This is a genomic window from Herbaspirillum sp. ST 5-3 (assembly GCF_004804275.1).
In the GTDB taxonomy this organism is placed as follows: Bacteria; Pseudomonadota; Gammaproteobacteria; order Burkholderiales; family Burkholderiaceae_D; genus Noviherbaspirillum.
The window spans coordinates 489,793-507,603 of sequence record NZ_STGI01000001.1 but is presented as its reverse complement, the minus strand read 5'-3'; the positions used below and the strand labels follow the sequence as shown (position 1 = coordinate 507,603).

Annotated in this window: 19 protein-coding genes; 18 read left to right on the top strand and 1 reads right to left on the bottom strand. The window is 59.7% G+C overall.

Annotated features, from left to right (window positions below; genetic code table 11):
- Positions 1–50: 50 nt before the first annotated feature.
- From E6W33_RS02500 to E6W33_RS02475, 6 genes are all read left to right on the top strand, one after another.
- Positions 51–1,709 (top strand): NAD(P)/FAD-dependent oxidoreductase, encoded by a 1,659-nt coding sequence (locus tag E6W33_RS02500; RefSeq protein WP_136413917.1) that lies wholly within the window; start codon positions 51–53, stop codon positions 1,707–1,709.
- A 245-nt stretch (positions 1,710–1,954) separates the two neighbouring features.
- On the top strand, positions 1,955–4,237 hold the full coding sequence (locus E6W33_RS02495; RefSeq protein WP_136413914.1) for an FAD-dependent oxidoreductase: 2,283 nt from the start codon (positions 1,955–1,957) through the stop codon (positions 4,235–4,237).
- Positions 4,228–5,388 (top strand): pyruvate ferredoxin oxidoreductase, encoded by a 1,161-nt coding sequence (porA, locus tag E6W33_RS02490; RefSeq protein ID WP_168798484.1) that lies wholly within the window; start codon positions 4,228–4,230, stop codon positions 5,386–5,388. Before E6W33_RS02495 ends, porA begins: the two co-directional genes overlap by 10 nt.
- Positions 5,385–6,320 carry a thiamine pyrophosphate-dependent enzyme gene (locus E6W33_RS02485; RefSeq protein ID WP_136413909.1) on the top strand — a complete coding sequence of 312 codons (936 nt, stop codon included), beginning with the start codon at positions 5,385–5,387 and terminating at the stop codon, positions 6,318–6,320. Before porA ends, E6W33_RS02485 begins: the two co-directional genes overlap by 4 nt.
- Before the next feature lie 23 nt (positions 6,321–6,343).
- Positions 6,344–6,904, top strand: coding sequence for an XRE family transcriptional regulator (locus E6W33_RS02480; RefSeq protein WP_136413907.1), 561 nt, complete (start codon positions 6,344–6,346; stop codon positions 6,902–6,904).
- Between the two features lie 524 nt (positions 6,905–7,428).
- Positions 7,429–7,779 (top strand): hypothetical protein, encoded by a 351-nt coding sequence (locus E6W33_RS02475; RefSeq protein ID WP_136413905.1) that lies wholly within the window; start codon positions 7,429–7,431, stop codon positions 7,777–7,779.
- 288 nt (positions 7,780–8,067) lie between these two features.
- Here E6W33_RS02475 and E6W33_RS02470 read toward each other — a convergent pair whose 3' ends face one another.
- The gene (locus tag E6W33_RS02470) at positions 8,068–9,153 is read right to left on the bottom strand and encodes an IS110 family transposase (RefSeq protein ID WP_136413903.1); all 1,086 of its coding nucleotides are present in this window, start codon (positions 9,151–9,153) and stop codon (positions 8,068–8,070) included.
- Between the two features lie 135 nt (positions 9,154–9,288).
- Between E6W33_RS02470 and E6W33_RS02465 the strand changes: the two genes are divergently transcribed.
- The 12 genes from E6W33_RS02465 (at position 9,289) to E6W33_RS02410 (ending at position 17,770) form a co-directional block, all read left to right on the top strand.
- A complete protein-coding gene (locus tag E6W33_RS02465) occupies positions 9,289–9,687 on the top strand; it encodes a hypothetical protein (RefSeq protein ID WP_136413901.1) in 399 nt (132 codons plus the stop codon).
- 35 nt (positions 9,688–9,722) lie between these two features.
- Positions 9,723–10,136: an SseB family protein gene (locus E6W33_RS02460; protein WP_168798483.1), complete on the top strand. Its 414-nt coding sequence runs from the start codon at positions 9,723–9,725 to the stop codon at positions 10,134–10,136.
- Between the two features lie 140 nt (positions 10,137–10,276).
- Positions 10,277–11,290 carry an IS110 family transposase gene (locus E6W33_RS02455; protein ID WP_136413897.1) on the top strand — a complete coding sequence of 338 codons (1,014 nt, stop codon included), beginning with the start codon at positions 10,277–10,279 and terminating at the stop codon, positions 11,288–11,290.
- A gap of 302 nt (positions 11,291–11,592) precedes the next feature.
- Entirely contained in the window at positions 11,593–12,120 is a 528-nt protein-coding gene (locus E6W33_RS02450; protein WP_136413895.1) for an MltR family transcriptional regulator, read from the top strand.
- A gap of 71 nt (positions 12,121–12,191) precedes the next feature.
- On the top strand, positions 12,192–12,752 hold the full coding sequence (locus E6W33_RS02445) for an SMI1/KNR4 family protein (RefSeq protein ID WP_136413893.1): 561 nt from the start codon (positions 12,192–12,194) through the stop codon (positions 12,750–12,752).
- 102 nt (positions 12,753–12,854) lie between these two features.
- The gene (locus E6W33_RS02440; protein ID WP_136413891.1) at positions 12,855–13,406 is read left to right on the top strand and encodes a hypothetical protein; all 552 of its coding nucleotides are present in this window, start codon (positions 12,855–12,857) and stop codon (positions 13,404–13,406) included.
- Positions 13,407–13,550: 144 nt separating this feature from the next.
- On the top strand, positions 13,551–13,943 hold the full coding sequence (locus E6W33_RS02435; protein WP_136413889.1) for a tautomerase family protein: 393 nt from the start codon (positions 13,551–13,553) through the stop codon (positions 13,941–13,943).
- A 75-nt stretch (positions 13,944–14,018) separates the two neighbouring features.
- Complete coding sequence (locus E6W33_RS02430) at positions 14,019–14,261, top strand: hypothetical protein (RefSeq protein ID WP_136413887.1); 243 nt, start codon at positions 14,019–14,021, stop codon at positions 14,259–14,261.
- 135 nt (positions 14,262–14,396) lie between these two features.
- Entirely contained in the window at positions 14,397–14,879 is a 483-nt protein-coding gene (locus E6W33_RS02425) for a GNAT family N-acetyltransferase (RefSeq protein ID WP_136413885.1), read from the top strand.
- A gap of 183 nt (positions 14,880–15,062) precedes the next feature.
- Positions 15,063–15,548, top strand: coding sequence for an AAC(3)-I family aminoglycoside N-acetyltransferase (locus tag E6W33_RS02420; RefSeq protein ID WP_136413883.1), 486 nt, complete (start codon positions 15,063–15,065; stop codon positions 15,546–15,548).
- A 127-nt stretch (positions 15,549–15,675) separates the two neighbouring features.
- Positions 15,676–16,539 carry a methyltransferase domain-containing protein gene (locus tag E6W33_RS02415; protein WP_136413881.1) on the top strand — a complete coding sequence of 288 codons (864 nt, stop codon included), beginning with the start codon at positions 15,676–15,678 and terminating at the stop codon, positions 16,537–16,539.
- Between the two features lie 427 nt (positions 16,540–16,966).
- A complete protein-coding gene (locus E6W33_RS02410) occupies positions 16,967–17,770 on the top strand; it encodes a class I SAM-dependent methyltransferase (RefSeq protein WP_136413879.1) in 804 nt (267 codons plus the stop codon).
- Positions 17,771–17,811: the final 41 nt, after the last annotated feature.

The following is a 17,811-nucleotide window of genomic DNA, read 5'->3' as shown; positions in this document are numbered from 1 at the left end:
GCCGTAGAGTAAAATAGCGCCCTTCCCATCGGACTCTTCACGCCACGCACATGCTGCGACTGACCAACGTCATCCTCCCGCTCGACCATTCCGACGCCGACCTGCAAGCTGCCATCCTGGCAAGGCTGAAGATTGCGGCCGGCGATCTGATCCGCACCACCGTCTTCCGGCGCGGCTACGACGCGCGCAAGCGCAGCGCGATCACGCTGGTGTACACGCTCGACGTGGAGGTGAGGAATGAAGATGCGCTGCTGGCTCGCCTGAAGGACGTGCCGAACGTCGGCATCGCGCCCGACACGAGCTACAAGTTCGTCACGCATGCGCCGGCTCATGTCGACAAGCGTCCGGTCATCATCGGCTTCGGCCCCTGCGGCATTTTCGCGGCGCTGATCCTGGCGCAGATGGGTTTTCGGCCCATCATCCTCGAGCGCGGCAAGGTCGTGCGCGAACGCACCAAGGACACCTGGGGCCTGTGGCGCAAGCGCGAACTCAATCCGGAATCGAACGTGCAATTCGGCGAAGGCGGCGCGGGCACTTTTTCCGACGGCAAACTGCACAGCGGGATCAAGGACCCGAAGCATTACAGCCGCAAGGTGCTGACCGAATTCGTGAAAGCCCATGCGCCGGAAGAAATCCTGTACGTCAGCAAGCCGCACATCGGCACTTTCCGCCTCGTGAAGATGGTGGAGGCGATGCGCGAGACCATCGAATCGCTCGGCGGCGAATTCCGTTTCGAGGCGAAAGTCACCGACCTGGATATCGAACAGGGACAGGTGCGCGGCGTGGTGCTGGAAAACGGCCAACGCATCGCCACCGACCACGTCGTGCTGGCGGTCGGGCACAGCGCGCGCGACACCTTCCAGATGCTCTACGACCGTGGCGTGTACGTGGAAGCCAAACCGTTCTCCATCGGCTTCCGCATCGAGCATCCGCAGTCGCTGATCGACAAGGCGCGCTTCGGTAACTTCGCCGGCCATCCGCTCCTGGGCGCGGCCGATTACAAGCTGGTGCATCACTGCAAGAACGGCCGCACGGTCTACAGCTTCTGCATGTGCCCGGGCGGCACCGTGGTGGCCGCGACATCCGAGCCGGGACGCGTGGTGACCAACGGCATGAGCCAGTATTCGCGCAATGAACGCAACGCCAACAGCGGCATCGTGGTCGGCATCACGCCGGAGGATTATCCGACCGATCGCGGCGCTAACCATCCGCTTGCCGGCATCGACCTGCAGCGCGAGCTGGAATCGCGGGCCTACGTGCTCGGCGGGAGCAACTATGATGCGCCCGGCCAGTTGGTCGGCGACTTCATCGCCGGCAAGCCGTCCGGCGAATTCGGCACGGTGCAGCCTTCGTACAAGCCGGGCGTGCATCTGACCGATCTCGCGCCCTCGCTGCCTGCTTACGCGATCGAAGCCATTCGCGAAGCGCTTCCCGCGTTCGATCGCCAGATCCGCGGATATGCGATGCGCGATGCGCTGCTGACTGGTGTCGAAACGCGGACTTCGTCACCGGTGCGCATCAAGCGCCAGGACAACTTCCAGAGCGTGAACACCAAAGGGCTGTATCCGGCCGGCGAGGGCGCCGGTTACGCCGGCGGCATCCTGTCGGCGGCAGTCGATGGCATCAAGGTCGCCGAAGCGGTCGCTCTCAGCATGGTCGGCAGCGCCGATGCGCGCGGCGGCGCACAGGCCGGCGAGCAGATTTACTAATCCCCGCTCCTCCCAAGGGAGGGGCAGACATCCTTCACCAGCGGCAAAAAATTGATCTGGATCGCTTTCCGGCAACGTTGACGTTGGCGCGGGCCTCGCTCCGCGCTAATGTTATCAATGACATCTCCAATCCGGCCGCACGCCAGTGCCCGGGTAGCGCGTTCGCCACAAGCGAACCGGAGTGCGTCACCGGGAGATTCATCAGATTTCGCGGCAGAGCCTTTTAAGCAAAGGTGGAGGAGCAAATGGAGCAACGGACCAATACCGGCTCCCCAGCGCAGGCGGCTATCGTCACTGTGCCGGGCGGGCTGTCCTTGCCGCTGGAAGTCCGGGTACATGGCCGGGGCGGACAGGGCGGCGTCACCTGTGCCAAGCTGATCGCGGCGCTGTACACGCAGATGGGCTTGCATGTGCAGACCTTCGGGGATTACGGCAGCGAGCGCTCGGGCGCTCCGGTGCAAGCCTACACCCGCGTCGATCACGCCCCCATCGCCAACCGCAACAAGGTCTATCGGCCGAACCACCTGCTGGTGCTGGACGAAGGCCTGATGGGCGAACAGATCCTGTCCGGTGCCTCGGCGGGCGCGGTCCTGCTGCTCAACTCCCACGCCAGCCTTGAAACCTATACCGGACGTTTCGCGCACTATCAGTTCGGCGTGGTGGATGCCACCGAGATCGCGCGCGAACACGGCATCGGCAGCAGCTCGGTCGTCATCATCAATACCACCATGCTGGGCGCGTATGCGCGCATGATGGGCATTCCGCTGACGGTCCTCGAAAAGACCTATGTATCGATGGGCCTGCGCGACGATCTGGACGCCGCACGCGACGCCTATGCGCATGTTCGCATGCGCGACGCGGACCACGCCGCCGACATCCCCTCCGCCTCAGTCATCCTCGCCGCGCTGCCGGACGTGATGCCGATGAGCGAGCACAGCGCGGACACCCCGGCGACGCTCAAGACCGGCTCCTGGAGCAACCAGGCGCCGCTCTATCGCGAGCATGCAGCGCCCTGCAATGTCGCCTGCCCCGCCGGTAACGATATCGTGGGATTCATCCAGGCGCTGAAGAACGATGGACCGGAAGCAGCTGCAACGATTCTCCTGCGCACCCAGGCGCTGCCATCGGTGTGCGGTCGCGTCTGTCCGGCGCCCTGCATGAAGGAATGCAATCGCGCCGCATTCGACGGCGCGGTCAACATCCGCAGCCTGGAACGCTGGATAGGGGACAAGGCAGCGTTGCAGCCGGCACAGCAGACACCGGCGCAGCGGCGCCGCTTTGCGGTAATCGGCGGCGGCCCGGCCGGCTTGTCGGCTGCATACCAGCTCGCACTGCGCGGCCATGCCGTCACGATTTACGAAGCCGGCCCCGCGCTGGGCGGCGTGCTGCGCAACGGCATCCCGGCCTTCCGCCTGCCGCCCGATGTGTTGAAGCGCGACATCGACCGCATCATGGCGCTCGGCGTGCAAGCGAAATGCGGACAGGCACTGCGCGGCGAGCAACTGGCCCGCCTGACGCAGGAGTTCGATGCGGTGATCGTGTGCACCGGCTTCGGCCCGCCGACCAGTCTTGCCGCTGAGGGCGTCGGCATGAGCGGCGTGGAGCAGGGCCTGGAATTCCTCGACCGCGCCAAGCAGGGCGGCGTCACCGTGCAAGGCCATGTGGTGGTCGTGGGCGGCGGCAATACCGCCATCGACTGCGCGCGCAGTGCACTGCGTTGCGGCGCCACCTCGGTCAAGCTGATCTACCGGCGCGGCCGCGAAGACATGCCTGCCATCGAAGAAGAAATCGAAGACGCCGAAGAGGAAGGCGTGCGCCTCGTGCTGCAACGACAGCCGGTCGGCTTCAGCGGCAAGGGCGCGGTCGACGGCATCGTCGTCGCGGAAGTGGAACCCGGCCCGCCCGACGCGAGCGGGCGCCGCCGTCCAGTCGTCAGCGAGCGTACGATGACCATCGCCTGCGACAAGGTTCTGCTGGCGTTGGGTCAGCAATCCGACAAGGAACTCCTGCCGGCTGGCTGGCAGATGCGTGACGGCCGCGCATGGCAGAAAGACGAGGCGCTGCCGGTCTGGTTCGCCGGTGATTGCGCCACAGGCGAGGGCACCGTGACGCATGCCATCGGCAACGGCAGGCGCATTGCGCTGCAGGCATTGACAGGCGAGACGATGACAACCCAGCAGGCGGTCAACCCGGTCGCGCCCGCGCAAGTCCGCTTCTCGCATTTCGACCTCGCGACACCGCACAAGGACAGGCACCTGCCGGCGCCCGCGCGCAGAGAGAGCTTCGTCGAATACAACCTCGGCCTGGCCGGCCCCGAAGAAGCCGACCGCTGCTTCTCCTGCGGTCATTGCACCAATTGCGACACCTGCCTGGTCTACTGCCCGGACGGCGTGATCTTCCGCACCGAGGACGGCTATCGGGTCGATGAAGAGTTCTGCAAGGGCTGCGGCATGTGCGTGGCGGAATGCCCGCGCAGCGCGATGGAGATGATCAACAAGAACCAGCGGGAGGCAAGCACATGCCGCTAGAACTCATCAGTGCCAATCATGGCGCCGCACTGGCAGCGACTCTCGCGGCGCGCGCCAACCGCACAGGGCGCGGCTTCTGCAGCGGCGTCTATCCGATCACGCCGTCCACCGAGTGCATGGAATACCTGTGCGGACAGACCATCGACAAGGGCAAGGTCATCCGCGTCGAAAGCGAGCACAGCGCCATGGGCGTGTGCATCGGTGCGGCTGCCGCCGGCGCGCGCACCTTCACCGCGACCTCTTCCAACGGCCTGGCCTACATGGCGGAAAACTGCGCGGCCGCCGCCGGCCTGCGCCTGCCGGTGGTCATGGCCGTGGCCAACCGCACGGTCGGCCCGCCATGGAACATCTGGGCCGACCACGGCGACGCGCTGATGCTGCGCGACCTCGGCTGGATCCAGTTCTATTGCGCCGACAACCAGGAACTGTTCGACACCGTCCTGTGCGCATTCCGCCTGGCCGAAGACAAGCGCATCATGATGCCCGCCATGGTCTGCATGGAAGGCTTCATCCTGTCGCATACGGTGGCGCAGATCCAGGTCCCGGCACAGGAGCAGGTGGACCGTTTCCTGCCGCCCGCCGCCATTCCGCACCAGCTTGGCGACACGCCGCACACGCTGGGACAAATGGAAGTGCCGCACCTGACCGAGATGCATCGCCTGCAGCACCACAACGCCATGCTGTCGGTGCCGGCCGTGTATGGCGAAATCCAGGATGCCTTCGCCGAGGTCTTCGGGCGCTGCCTGCCGGATGCCGTGGTTCCCTATCGCGCGGACGATGCCGACAACCTGATCGTTTCCATGGGCACCATCGGATCGACTGCCGAGCGCGTGGTCGATACGCTGCGCGCCAAGGGACGCAAAGTCGGCGCCTTGCGCGTGCGCCTGTTCCGGCCGCTGCCCTCCGAACTGATCCGGGCATGGTTCGCCGGCAAGAAGAGGATCGCCGTCATCGACCGCAACATCAGCCTCGGCTTCGGCGGCATCCTGTGGGGCGAAGTGCGCGGCCTGGCCGATCCCGGCGCGGTGGTGCAGAGCTACATGGCGGGCGTGGGCGGCGGCGACCTGCGGCCGGAACACATCGACAACATCCTGGCCGACATCGAAGCGCGCCAGCAGTCGGGCCAGCCAAGCCTGGTGGAGGCCGTATGAACATGATGAACGAACCGCTCCTGTGCGGCGTCGCGCAGACCGCGCTCGATCGCGCCCAGCCTCTGCTACGGCCGGGCAACACCAATTGCGGCGGCTGCGGCATGTCCAACCTGCTGCAGATGATGCGGCGCGCGGTGGCTGACCGCCAGGTGCAATTGATCATCCCGGCCTGCTGCGGCGCGGTCGCCGCCGGCCTCTTCCCGCAAAGCACCTACGGCGTGCCGACGCTGCTCACCACCTTCGCTTCCGCGCCCGCGGCAGCCAGCGGCGCGGCCAGCGTCGCACAACTGAACGGCGAAGACACGCGCGTGATCTGCCTGGCCGGCGACGGCGGCACCTACGACATCGGATTCGCCAGCCTGTCGGCGGCCGCCGAACGCAATGAGGACGTGCTCTACATCTGCTACGACAACGAAATCTACGGCAATACCGGCGGCCAGCGTTCCTCCGCCACGCCGCACGGCGCGGTCACCACCAACACGCCGCACGGCAAGCCGGAACAGAAAAAGGATATCGTCGCCATCATGGCCGCGCACCGGATTCCGTACGCCGCATCGATCTCGCTCGCGCATGCCGACGACACCCTGCGCAAGCTGCGCCACGCGCTCGACCTCAAGGGTTTCCGCTTCCTGCATGTGCTGTCGCCATGTCCCACCGGCTGGAAGTCCGAGCCTGCGCTCGGCATCGAACTGGTGCGGCTTGCGGTGCGCTCCGGCCTGTTCCCGGTACTTGAAGTGTTCGACGGCAAGCGCTACGCGATCAACATCGAACCGGACTTCTCCGACGAAGCACTCGACATGTATTTGTCGCTGCAACGCCGCTTCCAGAAATCCGGACTGAGCGCGGCCGACCTGCGGCCCGACATCGAGCGCCACTGGCAGAACCTGCGCGCGCTGTCCGGCCGCATCGTGCCCGCCAGGCGCAATATCTGAATCAACAGCCAGAGAGGAAAACCGTGCGCAAATATGTCGGAGAGCGGATACAGAAACTGCGTGAAGCGCAAGAGCTGACGGTCGAGCAGGTCTGCAAACTCACCGGCATCGAAGCCGAGCGCCTGCGCGCCTACGAAAGCGGCGAAGCGGTGCCCTCCATCGGCGCCGTGATCCAGCTCTCGCGCGTGTTCGGATCGAAGATGGAAGGCCTGCTGCACGGCGGCGCAACCGTGACCGAATCGCTCACCATCTGCCGCTCCGGCGAATCCTTCTCGGGCGAACAGGGCGACACCGAGCAGAGCTACGCCTACAACTCCCTGACCCGCCCCGGCACCGCCGGCCACGTCATGGAACCGTTCCTCCTGACCTTCGATCCCAAGGTCCCGCAAGGCGCGCCGATCACTCACGACGGCCAGGAGTTTGTGTACGTGGTCGAAGGCGCGGTGGAGCTGTTCTATGATGGCCGCAAGTACCGGCTTGAGCAAGGCGACAGCGCGTATCTCAATGCGTCGTTGCCGCATACCTTTCATGGGCTGGGGGAGAGTCCGGCGCGGATGCTGGCGGTGGTTAGTTCGCTGAGTTGAAAGGGGATGGGGCGGGTGGCCATGGCGCATGCGCGACCCGCTTTCAAAGCCGGGCGGCAAAGGCCAAGAACAACACAGTGATGCAGCTCTCGTTGTCCTTGCCTTCGTCGACGAGTATTTCGCGACGCGTCTTCTCAGTCGCATGCCGGTCCATAAGGCGAGCGGGCCATAGTGCGTGAATTTCCTTCATTTCGGCAGCTTGCTTCTTTGGCTCCCATGTCCATGGGATGCTGCAAGTTGTGGAAGCCGATGTACCATCAATCCGGTAGACGTACGCCTATTCCCTGCGTAAGCTGTAACGCTTGTCATGGTTGCAAGGCTTGGCCTGAATCGGGCGCTTTGGCGGTTCGGAAATTGACGTGGAAACGGGAGGACTGGAATGAATGGAAGCTGTCAGTTTTTGTCGGTTATTTATCGCTGGATAAACGGACATCCTATCGGCGTCAATCAGTCGCACCAAGGCTTGTGAAGCGATCGGTCAGCCGGGATAGGCAGAAATTTTTTCACTCCAATTGAAGTTAGAAATGAACTTTCCTAGCGATTTACGAGAACGGTTGGAATCTGCACTAGCGGATACGTCGGGAATTATTGTTCCGAAGGGAAGGGGCGAAGAGGAGTATTTCGAGGGACTACGGCAAACCCTACGAGCTTCATTAACAGCGCCGGAATGGATCTCAGCAACAGTTGAAGAGCCTGGATTCATTCATCGAAATCTGGGTGATAAGGTAACAGGCATTTTACTTGCCGCCTCGGAAGGCTACTGGTTAGTGTTTGAACCGAATGAGGGACAGTACTACTGTTTCTGGGGAAAGTCGAAGGAAGATCTTGGAGCGTTCGGGGTATGTGGAAATCCGCTTTACTGTTGGTGGGAGTAACCTTTCTAACTCCTCGTATATGGACTCCCCCCGAAGTACAAGAAACTGACCGATAGGGATGGCATGAGGGAGAAGCCTGCAGTCGTATATCCGGCATCTGTGATGGGCTCGTTGGTGGCCCGTGCCGACATGGAATCTGCGTCGCCGTTGCGCCAATCGTTACGAGCGGCAGGCGTGAAGCTGCCGGAAGAGTTATCGGCGTCAAACGGTGTGGGGATTTCCCGGGTTGCCATGATGGGCGATCAATCTCTGTGCAAAGGCGGGCGGGTCAAAGGTCAGTCAGGTTGTTCAAGCAGGCATCGCGTACGCGGTGCGTTCCATCTTTTTCTTCATGCGTGTGACCATGCCGGTATAAGGCTCGGCATCGCGCAGCGTCGCATAGCAAATGCGCGCCAGCTTGTTGGCCAATGCGCAGGCAGCCTTGTTATGGTTACTCCGCGCTTGCACGGTCAGTGCCCATTGTCGCAATCCATCAAGTTGTCGACCGGCAGTTTGAGCAACGCTGGCCGCGCGCAAAACCGAGCGCGCGCCATGGGTAAGCAGCATGCGCAGGTAGCGGTCGCCACGCTTGGAAATGCGACCCAGGTAGCGCGTACTGCCGGACGAGTATTCCTTCGGTGTCAGGCCGAACCAGCTGGCGAAATGGCGAGCATCGCGGAAGTGCTGCACATTGCCGCTGGTGGCTGCAACCATTGCAGTAGCGGTGAGCAAGCCAATGCCGGGAATCGACAGCAGCGTCGTGCATGCAGGCGACTGCTTGGCCAGTTCGGTCAGTTCTCGCTCAAGCTGGGCGATGCGCGCTTCCAGCAGACGAATCTCCTCGACCAGCAGCTTCATGGTGCCGCGAATCAGGTTCGGCACCGCCGAATGCGGATCGGCCAGCACGCGGCTGATCTGTTCCAGGCCGTTGCGGCTGCCAGCCGCAACGGAAATGCCGAACTCCCGGCAGAAGCCACGCAAGGCGTTGATACGCGAGGTGCGGGTGCCCATCCACAGCGAACGGGTTCGATGCAGCCCTTGCAGAGCCTGCTGTTCAATCGACTTGACCTTGACCGGTGCGATATCGGCGCAGCGGGCGGCTTCCAGGAGCGCGCAGGCATCGGCGGCATCGGTCTTGTTGCGTTTGACGTAGGCGCGGATATAGGCGGCCGGCAGCAGCTTGACGTCAATGCCCAAGCTGTTAAGCCAGCGCGCCCAGTGATGCGCCGAGCCACAAGCTTCCACGATGACGAGCGACACGTTGCGGTTGATAAACCAGCGCTCGAATTGGCTACGGGTAAGACGATGATGTTCGGTAACGCGCCAGGCGGCATCGGCCACAGCAAGCTGGAAAACGGATTTGGCCAGGTCAACGGCCACGATAGTAGTATTCATGGTGGGCTCCTTTTGTTGACTGATCCCCGTCCCCACGTGAACCAGTGCGTCTACTTTGGCGCAAAAAGGCAGGGGGAGTCCATCCCATCACTGGATTCGGTCGCTTCGCGCCGTTCAGCTTGATCGTTAGAGCGCATGAAAAACAATCGCCGCTTTGCGCTCACCGCCACATTTTCTGCGTTGCTTCCGATCGCGCTTCTATTTATCAGCTCCGCCCGTTCAGGCCACCTTTTTGCCCTTGCAGACTGGGAGTTGGTGCCGATCAATTGGCTATTTATGGCAGCGCCACACATCTTGGTCATTGGTCTAGCGCTAATTCACAAGCCATTTCGCCACGGTTTGGCCGCACCCAGCCTGCTTTTCTTTTGCGCATTGCTTATCGCGTTTCAATCTTGGGTTTGGTTTTTCGTTCCTGCTCGCGAAGGAGGCTTGACTTGGGTGCTCTATATCCCAGTATGGGTCATTGGCTTAGTCGTGGTTTATGCTTATCGTCTATATCAACGCCATGCCTCCAATAACCATGCTGCACTCTAATTCAACGCTAAATCCCTTTTTCACGAGACTTGCAATTGCCAGCTGAATTTAAACCAATCAACGAACTGGAAGATTGCCTGGTTCAAGCGCAGGAGGGGAAAGTTTCCCCTTCAGTCTTTATGGACAAGCTATGGACTTCTCAGGTTTTAACACTCATTGACAAAGATATTGACCCAGCTGGCGTTTGGGATAACACTGCGTCGCCCCTAATTCTGGCAAACCGAAATGGTGACTCTGTGATGGCGTTGTTCACCGCCCTGGAGCGCTCTGTCGAGTGGCCAAAACGATTTCCTCAGTTCTGCTTTGCGCTTCTCACAAACTTTAGTTGGTTGATAAAAGGTGTCGCTCCAGGAGTCGGAATTGTTGTTAATCCGGGGTCACCCGCTGGCCTAGAGTTATCTGCTGAGCGCGTTCAACAAATGCGAACCGAAGCGGCGAGGAGTGCATGACGGAATTTAATTTGTCGCTCGACCCGGATAGCGCTACGCGCTACCGTTTAGCTAATGTCATGGACTCCCTCCACCTCTGAAGCTGGGTAGACTGCAGATCAAGCGGGCAATTGTGCCGCGTCTGATCAGGGAGAGCGGAGATGGCAATCGTACGAGTCGGATTGGATATCGCAAAGCTGGTGTTTCAGGTGCATGGCGTGGATGAGCATGGCAAGGCGAAGCTGAAGAAGACGTTGTCCCGTAGCGAGGTGTTGGAGTTCTTTGCGAAGCTGCCGCCGTGCCTGGTTGGGATTGAAGCATGTGGCGGCGCGCATTACTGGGCCAGAGAGCTCAAGCGATTGGGACATGATGCCCGGTTAATGGCATCGCAGTTCGTCATTCCTTATCGCAAGAGCGGCAAGAACGACGCCAACGATGCTGATGCGATTTGCGAGGCAGTTGGTCGTCCGAACATGCGTTTCGTGCCGATCAAGAGCGAAGAGGCGCAAGCGATTCTGACGATGCATCGTGCCCGGGATCTGCTGGTGGCGGAACGGATCGCGCTGTCGAACCAGATTGGCGGCCTGCTGGGGGAGTTCGGCATCGTCGTCACTCGCGGTATGGCGAGGCTGCGGCGGGTGATGATGGAAATTGAAACGGGCACCAGAGCCTTGCCATTGCTGGCCAAGGAAACGATTTGTGAGTTGTACGAGCGCATGCAAAAGCTCGACGACAAGGCGCTGGAGTACGAACGCAAGATCAGCAGCATAGCGCGGCAGAGTGAGGCGGCCAAGCGACTGATGGCAATTGAAGGTGTCGGGCCGATCACGGCAACGGCGATGGTGGCCAGTGTTGGCGACGCGAAGCTGTTTCGCAACGGGCGCGAGTTTGCGGCGTGGTTGGGTTTGACCCCAAGCCAGCATTCCAGTGGCGGCAAGAGCCGCCTCGGTGGCATCAGCAAGCGTGGGGATGTTCGGCTTCGCACGCTGCTGATCCATGGCACGCGCAGCGTGATGCGTTTGGCAGGTGGAAAGACAGATCGCAAAAGCCAGTGGGCGATGGAGTTGCAGAAACGGTCCTGCGCCAATGTCGTCGCAGTCGCACTGGCAGCCAAGCATGCCCGGATTATGTGGGCCATGCTTGCCAGAGGCACGGAATACAGGACGGCTGCCTGAGAAGAACTGGGCGCCGAAGATAAACCAAACGGAGTACCCCGCCGACGATTGCGAGCAAGACGGGTTGATGGAGAAATGAGTCGAACTCACGCAGACAAGAGCCTGGTAACGCTGATGGCCGAAGCAAGGCCGCTTAGCTAATGAGGAAGTCTGCGAGCGAATGACATCAGGGCCGGTGCCGACGGGTGCCACAGTAGGCCGGATAGATTTGTGCAGTCGATTTCAAATCAACACCAACACGGAATGTCTTGCAAAACGGAGGGAGTCCATAGATCGGCGTTAAACCGCGCAGGAGGTCCGTTATGGCACGACGCCCGCCCATCCCCCCAGAGGAATTGTCCACTGACTCGACGCACCTGTACGAGGTGCTGAACTCGGGTCCGGATACGTCGGCCATCGTTGTGGGCGTCAGCTATATCGACGCCTGTCTCGCGTCGCTGCTGTCTAAGCGCCTACTCAAGAGCAGTGTCTCTGAAAAACTCCTGGACTCGCGATCGGGTGCGATTGGGAGTTTCGCGGCGAGAACAGACCTCGCCTACACCTTGGGCCTGATCCCCAAGGCCATGTACAAAGACCTCCTCGTGCTCGCAGAACTCCGGAATGAGACGGCTCACCACCATTTTGAGCTGTCGTTCGCTTCTGAGCAGATTAAAGGCCATTGTGGAAAGCTGGATTACGCTCAGTCGCTGACCACACTAGGCGGTGCGCAGATCATCGATTCGGCGTGGCTGGAACGGCCTCGCGACAGATTTACCATCACTGCAGTGATGATTCTCAACCGCATCCTGCTTATCGCACTCGGAACCGAGCATGTTGCCGGCGCGGGTTAATAGGCCGGTCGACGCGGACACGTTGCGGCAAGGCGCCGGTCACCTCTATGTTAGGCGTACAAGGAATCTTTATGGAAGAATCATGGAAGAAGTTAGAAGAGTGGCTTTCTGAGCATTGGCCCGAAGGTCTTTCCACTTTAAATCCGCCGGCATCTGATGAGCAGATATCTGACCTAGAAGAAAAATTAGGAACAAAGCTTCCTAATGATTTTGTCTCGTGCATCAAGGTTCATAACGGCCAAAGCGGGTACTCATCATTATTTGATGGGATGGAGTTCTTGTCGTGCGAGGAGATTTATAGTCAGTGGTTAGTCTGGAAGGAGCTTCTAGATGGCGGGGATTTCAAAGACATATCTTCCGAGCCTGAGAAAGGGGTCAAGAACGATTGGTGGAATCCAAAGTGGATTCCGTTCACTCACAATGGCGGCGGGGATCATCTCTGCCTAGACCTTGATCCTGCAGTATCCGGTTCAGCGGGCCAAGTCATTACCATGTGGCACGATATGGAAATGCGCGAGGTAAAGGCTGGGAGTTTTGGCGAGTACTTTGATACCTATGTAGCAGGCGTTCTCGCAGGAAAGTATGTCTATTCTGAAGAATATGGTGGCTTGGTTGATGCGAAGTACGTCTAACAATTTCGTCGAGACAGATTCCCTGAAGCCGCGCTTCAGGTTCCCTTTGCCTCCAGCTCTGGTCGCCCCTCACGTCAAACCTTATTGTGCTTATGCAGAAAGATGAAGGCTAAGGACACATATCGGGTTCTGCGCAGCGTGCTTGGGCCTTGGTTTAAGGAAAACGGTTTCAAGTCGCAATCGTCGAGTAACCCTGTCTACCAGCGGCAAGTCGGCCCGGATTTCTTCGTTGTGAAGATTCGCTGTCACCATGATGGCTGGAATCCTTACAAGGGATCGAAGTTTAGCGTTTGGATTCGCAGCGGGCCAGATCCAACTTTGGATGACGGGGCTCAGTTTCAACTGGCCAATTACCTGTCCCTGCCGGAGCTCGAATACATCAGGGCGAGGCAGAACAGAATCCTTCAAAACATTCCTCCGCCACCTCCTGACTACATAAACGACATGGTGAAAGGATTCGAGAAGGTATTCAAGAACCCGACAACGTACATTGCGTACTTTCTCGAAGACTGGAAGCAGGTCAGTCGGCCCTATTCTCGAGAGGACCACGTGTGGTTTCGGTACTTTTCGGAAGAAGATGTCCGATCGTGGGCAATACTTGTTCACAATCATGTCCGTGCAATTCATGAGCGGTGGCAGAGTGATGCGACATAACAACTCCCTCGACACGGGTGTACACATTTTGTGTGCGCTGATCAAGCACGGCAGGTTGGGCTGCAAGACCCAACATTGCATGAGTTAACTCCGTGCGTATTAATGTAATGCTGTTTTTCCAATACTTCTAAGTCAAGACGCCCAATGCCACTAACAAAAATTTCCGCCCCCAGACACCTCTCATCAAGCAAGGTAAAAGCTCTTGCCGCGGCTGTTCAGGACGGGCTCGTGAAAACCTGCAATGTCCCGCCGAACGATCTCTTTCAGCTGATTTCTCGCTTCGATGCCGAAGAGATGATTCTTGATCCTCATTTCGGAGGCGTACACCGGTCCAGCGACGCGTGCATCGCCGAAATCGTTTTTTTGAGCGGGCGTACCGATGATCAGAAACGAGCGCTTTTCCGTCATATTGCTGACAGAGCAGTGGAAGCAGGCTTCCGGGCAGATGACATCATGATTGCGCTGGTTGAAAACTCGCGCATGGATTGGTCGCTTGGTCATGGCGTGGCATACGCGGATCATCACACCAAAGCCTAGTATCGTGCGCCAGAGGGGCGCCGGGGGATTCCGATGCCCGGTCCCGGTCAATGTAGTCGTCAAATTTCAGCATTTATGGAAATCATCATCGGTGGCATATTGCTTCTTGCCCTATGCATTTGGATTTTGATCGACGCATATTTGCTGAGGACGAAACCGATCAAGGTAACGCCGAGCATTCCAGGAGGTCGATACACTGCTTCCGAAATCAAGCAGGCCCGATACCTGGCGATCGGATTATCGTTCGCCTCTTTCGCAATCGCCGTGGCGGAATGGTTGAACCCTCGTTTGCCGCCATTTACCGGCAAAGGATCATGACTATACGGAATCCTCTATTACGGGATCGGCCCGAAAGGCGCGCCGGCATTCTGGGCGCTCCTAGGCGCAGCGCTTTTGCTTGTTGCGCTGTTCAAGAAACCCATCTCGCGGAAATGAACAATTTCAGGAGACACAGTGCGCCGCCTTGCTGAAATGCGTGATCTTGAGGCCGTCTTTCGCATCTACATGGAAGAGACGGTTGTTCGCTTTCTTGGTTTTGATCCGATGCCAATCGAGCCATTTCGCCCCATCTTTCGAGAGCTCGTGGAAAGCAGTCACTTCTGGGTGTACGAAGTGGATGGTGAAGTCGCGGGATTCTACAAGGCCGCCAGACATCCGGGGCGTGCAGCTCACGTCGCCTATTTGGGCTCTCTCGCCGTCGCGCCAAAGTTTCAAGGTCGTGGAGTCGCCCACAACATGGTCACCGAAGCCATCCATGAACTTCAGAAGTCGGGCATAAAGCGCATTGAGTTGATCGTGGAGTCCGATAATCCTCGTGGAATATCCTTCTACGAGCGACACGGATTCGAGATCGAAGGGACTCTGCGGAAGTTCTACAAGCGCGCCGATGAGGCGGAGTACGTGAACGACTACATCATGTCGAGGGTCTTCGATTGAGCGACATGAGCGGACAGATTTTGCACGGCGCTCAACCCCGCTCCCTTCTACCAACGGACACCGCGCGCCGTTTCAATGATGCCCGGTGGGAGAATAATTTTAGTACTTACCTCTTCGGAATGGCGGACTGAGTGCAACGTACGTGCGCCGGCCGTCATCCACTGATTCTTGAAGGATGCACTCATGTCCCTTCCGCCTGATTTCCGCATTTGCCAGCTTGAATCCGACGATGTTGCGCTGATGGAAGCACTTCTCACTGTCTTCGGAGAAGCTTTCGATGAGGCCGAAACCTATGGCAGGAATCGCCCGAGCGGCGATTATCTCCGCCGGTTGCTTGGGTCCGACTATTTCATCGCACTCGCCGCATTGAAGGGGAGTGAGGTCGTAGGCGGCATCGCGGCCTACGAGCTGAAGAAGTTCGAGCAGGAACGTAGTGAGATCTACATCTACGATCTTGCAGTCGCGGCCGCTCACAGGCGCGAGGGTATCGCGACGGCCTTGATCCAGGAACTCAAGAGTATTGCAGCGGCGCGCGGGGCCTATGTGATTTTTGTGCAGGCGGATCTCGGCGATGATCCGGCCATCGCACTGTATTCAAAGCTGGGAGTGCGCGAAAACGTATTGCACTTCGATATAGCGGTGAAGGATGGCGGTGCCGCCGCGTCGTGACTGCGCTTGCTTGTTTGCCGAAGGTCAACGTTTTTCGAGTGAATTCGAATGCCAAGGCGGAAAAAGCGATGCGCCCGAATCCCCAGCCGCGAAGTAAAATCAAGGTCCAACCGAGAGGAGGACGTTCATGGCCGAGCAGCAACCCTCATTCGACGCAGCGAAGTACAAGAACGCGCAGCGAGAGCAATGGAACAAGGACGGTGCGGCATGGCGGCGCTGGACTCCCACCCTGGAGCGTTGGTATGGCGTGGCGACTCGCCAGATGCTCGACATGGCCCGGATTCAGCCAGACCAGCGCATCCTGGACATTGCCGCCGGCGCCGGTGAGCCGGCAGTCAGTGCCGCCGAGCGAGTTGGCCCTGGCGGGTATGTGCTGGCGACCGACATCTCGGAAGGGATCATCGAGCTTGCGCTCCAGGTCGCCCGTGAACGCGGGCTCAAACAGATCGAGACACGCGCCATGGACGGTGAGAAGCTTGATCTCCCGGACGCTTCGTTCGATACGGTGCTGTGCCGGCTGGGTCTGATGTATATGCCGCACCCCGTGACAGCGCTACGCGAGTGGCGCCGTGTTCTGAGACCGGGTGGTCGGGTTGCTGCCGCTGTCTTTTCCACGCCCGATAGAAACAGTTGGGGCGCCTTGCCCGCTTCTATCATCCGCCGGCGCGCGCAACTCCCGCCTCCCGTTCCGGGACAACCCGGACCGTTCAGCCTTGGTGGTCCCGGAGTGCTCGAAGACCTCTTCCGTCAAGCCGGATTTGCCGATGCCGAGCTTCGCGCCGTGCCGGTGCCCCATGGAGCGGCCAGTTCCGCCGAGTATGTCCGGGTCGCGCGAGAAGCCTTCGGTGGATTCAATGCCATGATGGCTCACCTGTCCCCTCGGGAATGCGAGTCCGTGTGGAACGAAGTAGAGGATTCAATGCGCAGTTTCGAATCGTCAAGTGGGTTCGAGGTGCCGGGTGAGTGCCTTGTCTGTGCAGCCACGAAGTGATCGTGTGCGGACTGCCAACCAATCGTGAATGGACTTCCCCAAAGTACGAAGAACTGACCGATAGGGACGGCAAGAGGGAGAGTCCTGCAGTCGACTATCCGGCATCTGTGATGGGCTCCTTGGCGGCCGTGTCAACATGGAATCTGCGTCACCGCTGCGCCAATCTCTGGCTCTCATGCTCTCGACCACATCATTTGCTGCGCCGAACGCCGAGCATCATGAGGGATGTCAAATATTCGGTTATACCTCCGAAAGAAAATGGGGTTAGGGAAGCGCCTGTCCGCCGCTCTTCTGGTGCTTCAGCAAGCGGGCATCGGCCAAGAAAAGTCCAATGCTTTGCATTCCTTTAATACCGGGATGAACAAGGTCGCGCAAACGTGACCGCGATATCCGCGTTGCGCTTCATCACCACGCAGGAGGTTTCACCATGGAGCCCAAACAAGTTTCCGACACCTGGGAGCGTGGCAACCCGTATGAGCAGTATGTCGGTCGGTGGAGCCGGCAGGTGGCGCCGCTGTTCCTGTCGTGGCTGAACATTCCAGCCGGGAAGAGATGGCTCGACGTGGGATGCGGCACGGGAGCGCTTTGCGCGGCGATTGCCGATCAGTGCGCTGCATCCTCCGTCGTCGGCGTCGAACCTTCGGAGGGATTTCTCAAGACCGCGAAGGAGAATCTCGGCGGGCAGGCGGAGCTGCACCAAGGCAGCGGGACGGCGATTCCGCTCGGCGATGCGTCGGTGGATGTGGTGGTCTCGGGGCTGGTCCTGAACTTCATCCCAGATCAGCGCGCCGCGCTCGCTGAAATGAAGCGGGTAGCGGTCAAGGATGGCGTGATCGCGGCTTATGTCTGGGATTACGCGGGAAAGATGGAGCTCATGCGCTTGTTCTGGGATGCGGCGGTCGAGCTGGACCCGGACGCTGCGAAGGTGGACGAAGGCGTGCGTTTTCCGGTATGCCGGCCGGAAGCGCTCGAGGCGCTCTTTACCGATGCTAATCTGACCGGAGTTGAAGTGAAGTCGATCGACATTCCGACGCCGTTCAACAATTTCGATGACTACTGGCAGCCGTTCCTCGGCGGCCAGGGGCCGGCTCCTGCGTATGCGATGTCGCTCGACGAGGCAGCACGAGCGCGCCTGCGGGACGGTATAAGAGATCGCATTCCTGTGAGCGCGGACGGATCGATCTCCTTGATGGCACGTGCCTGGGCAGTTCGCGGAACCGTCGCACGCTAGACGATGCGCAACGCAATCTGCAGCAGTGCCTGTTTTTGCAC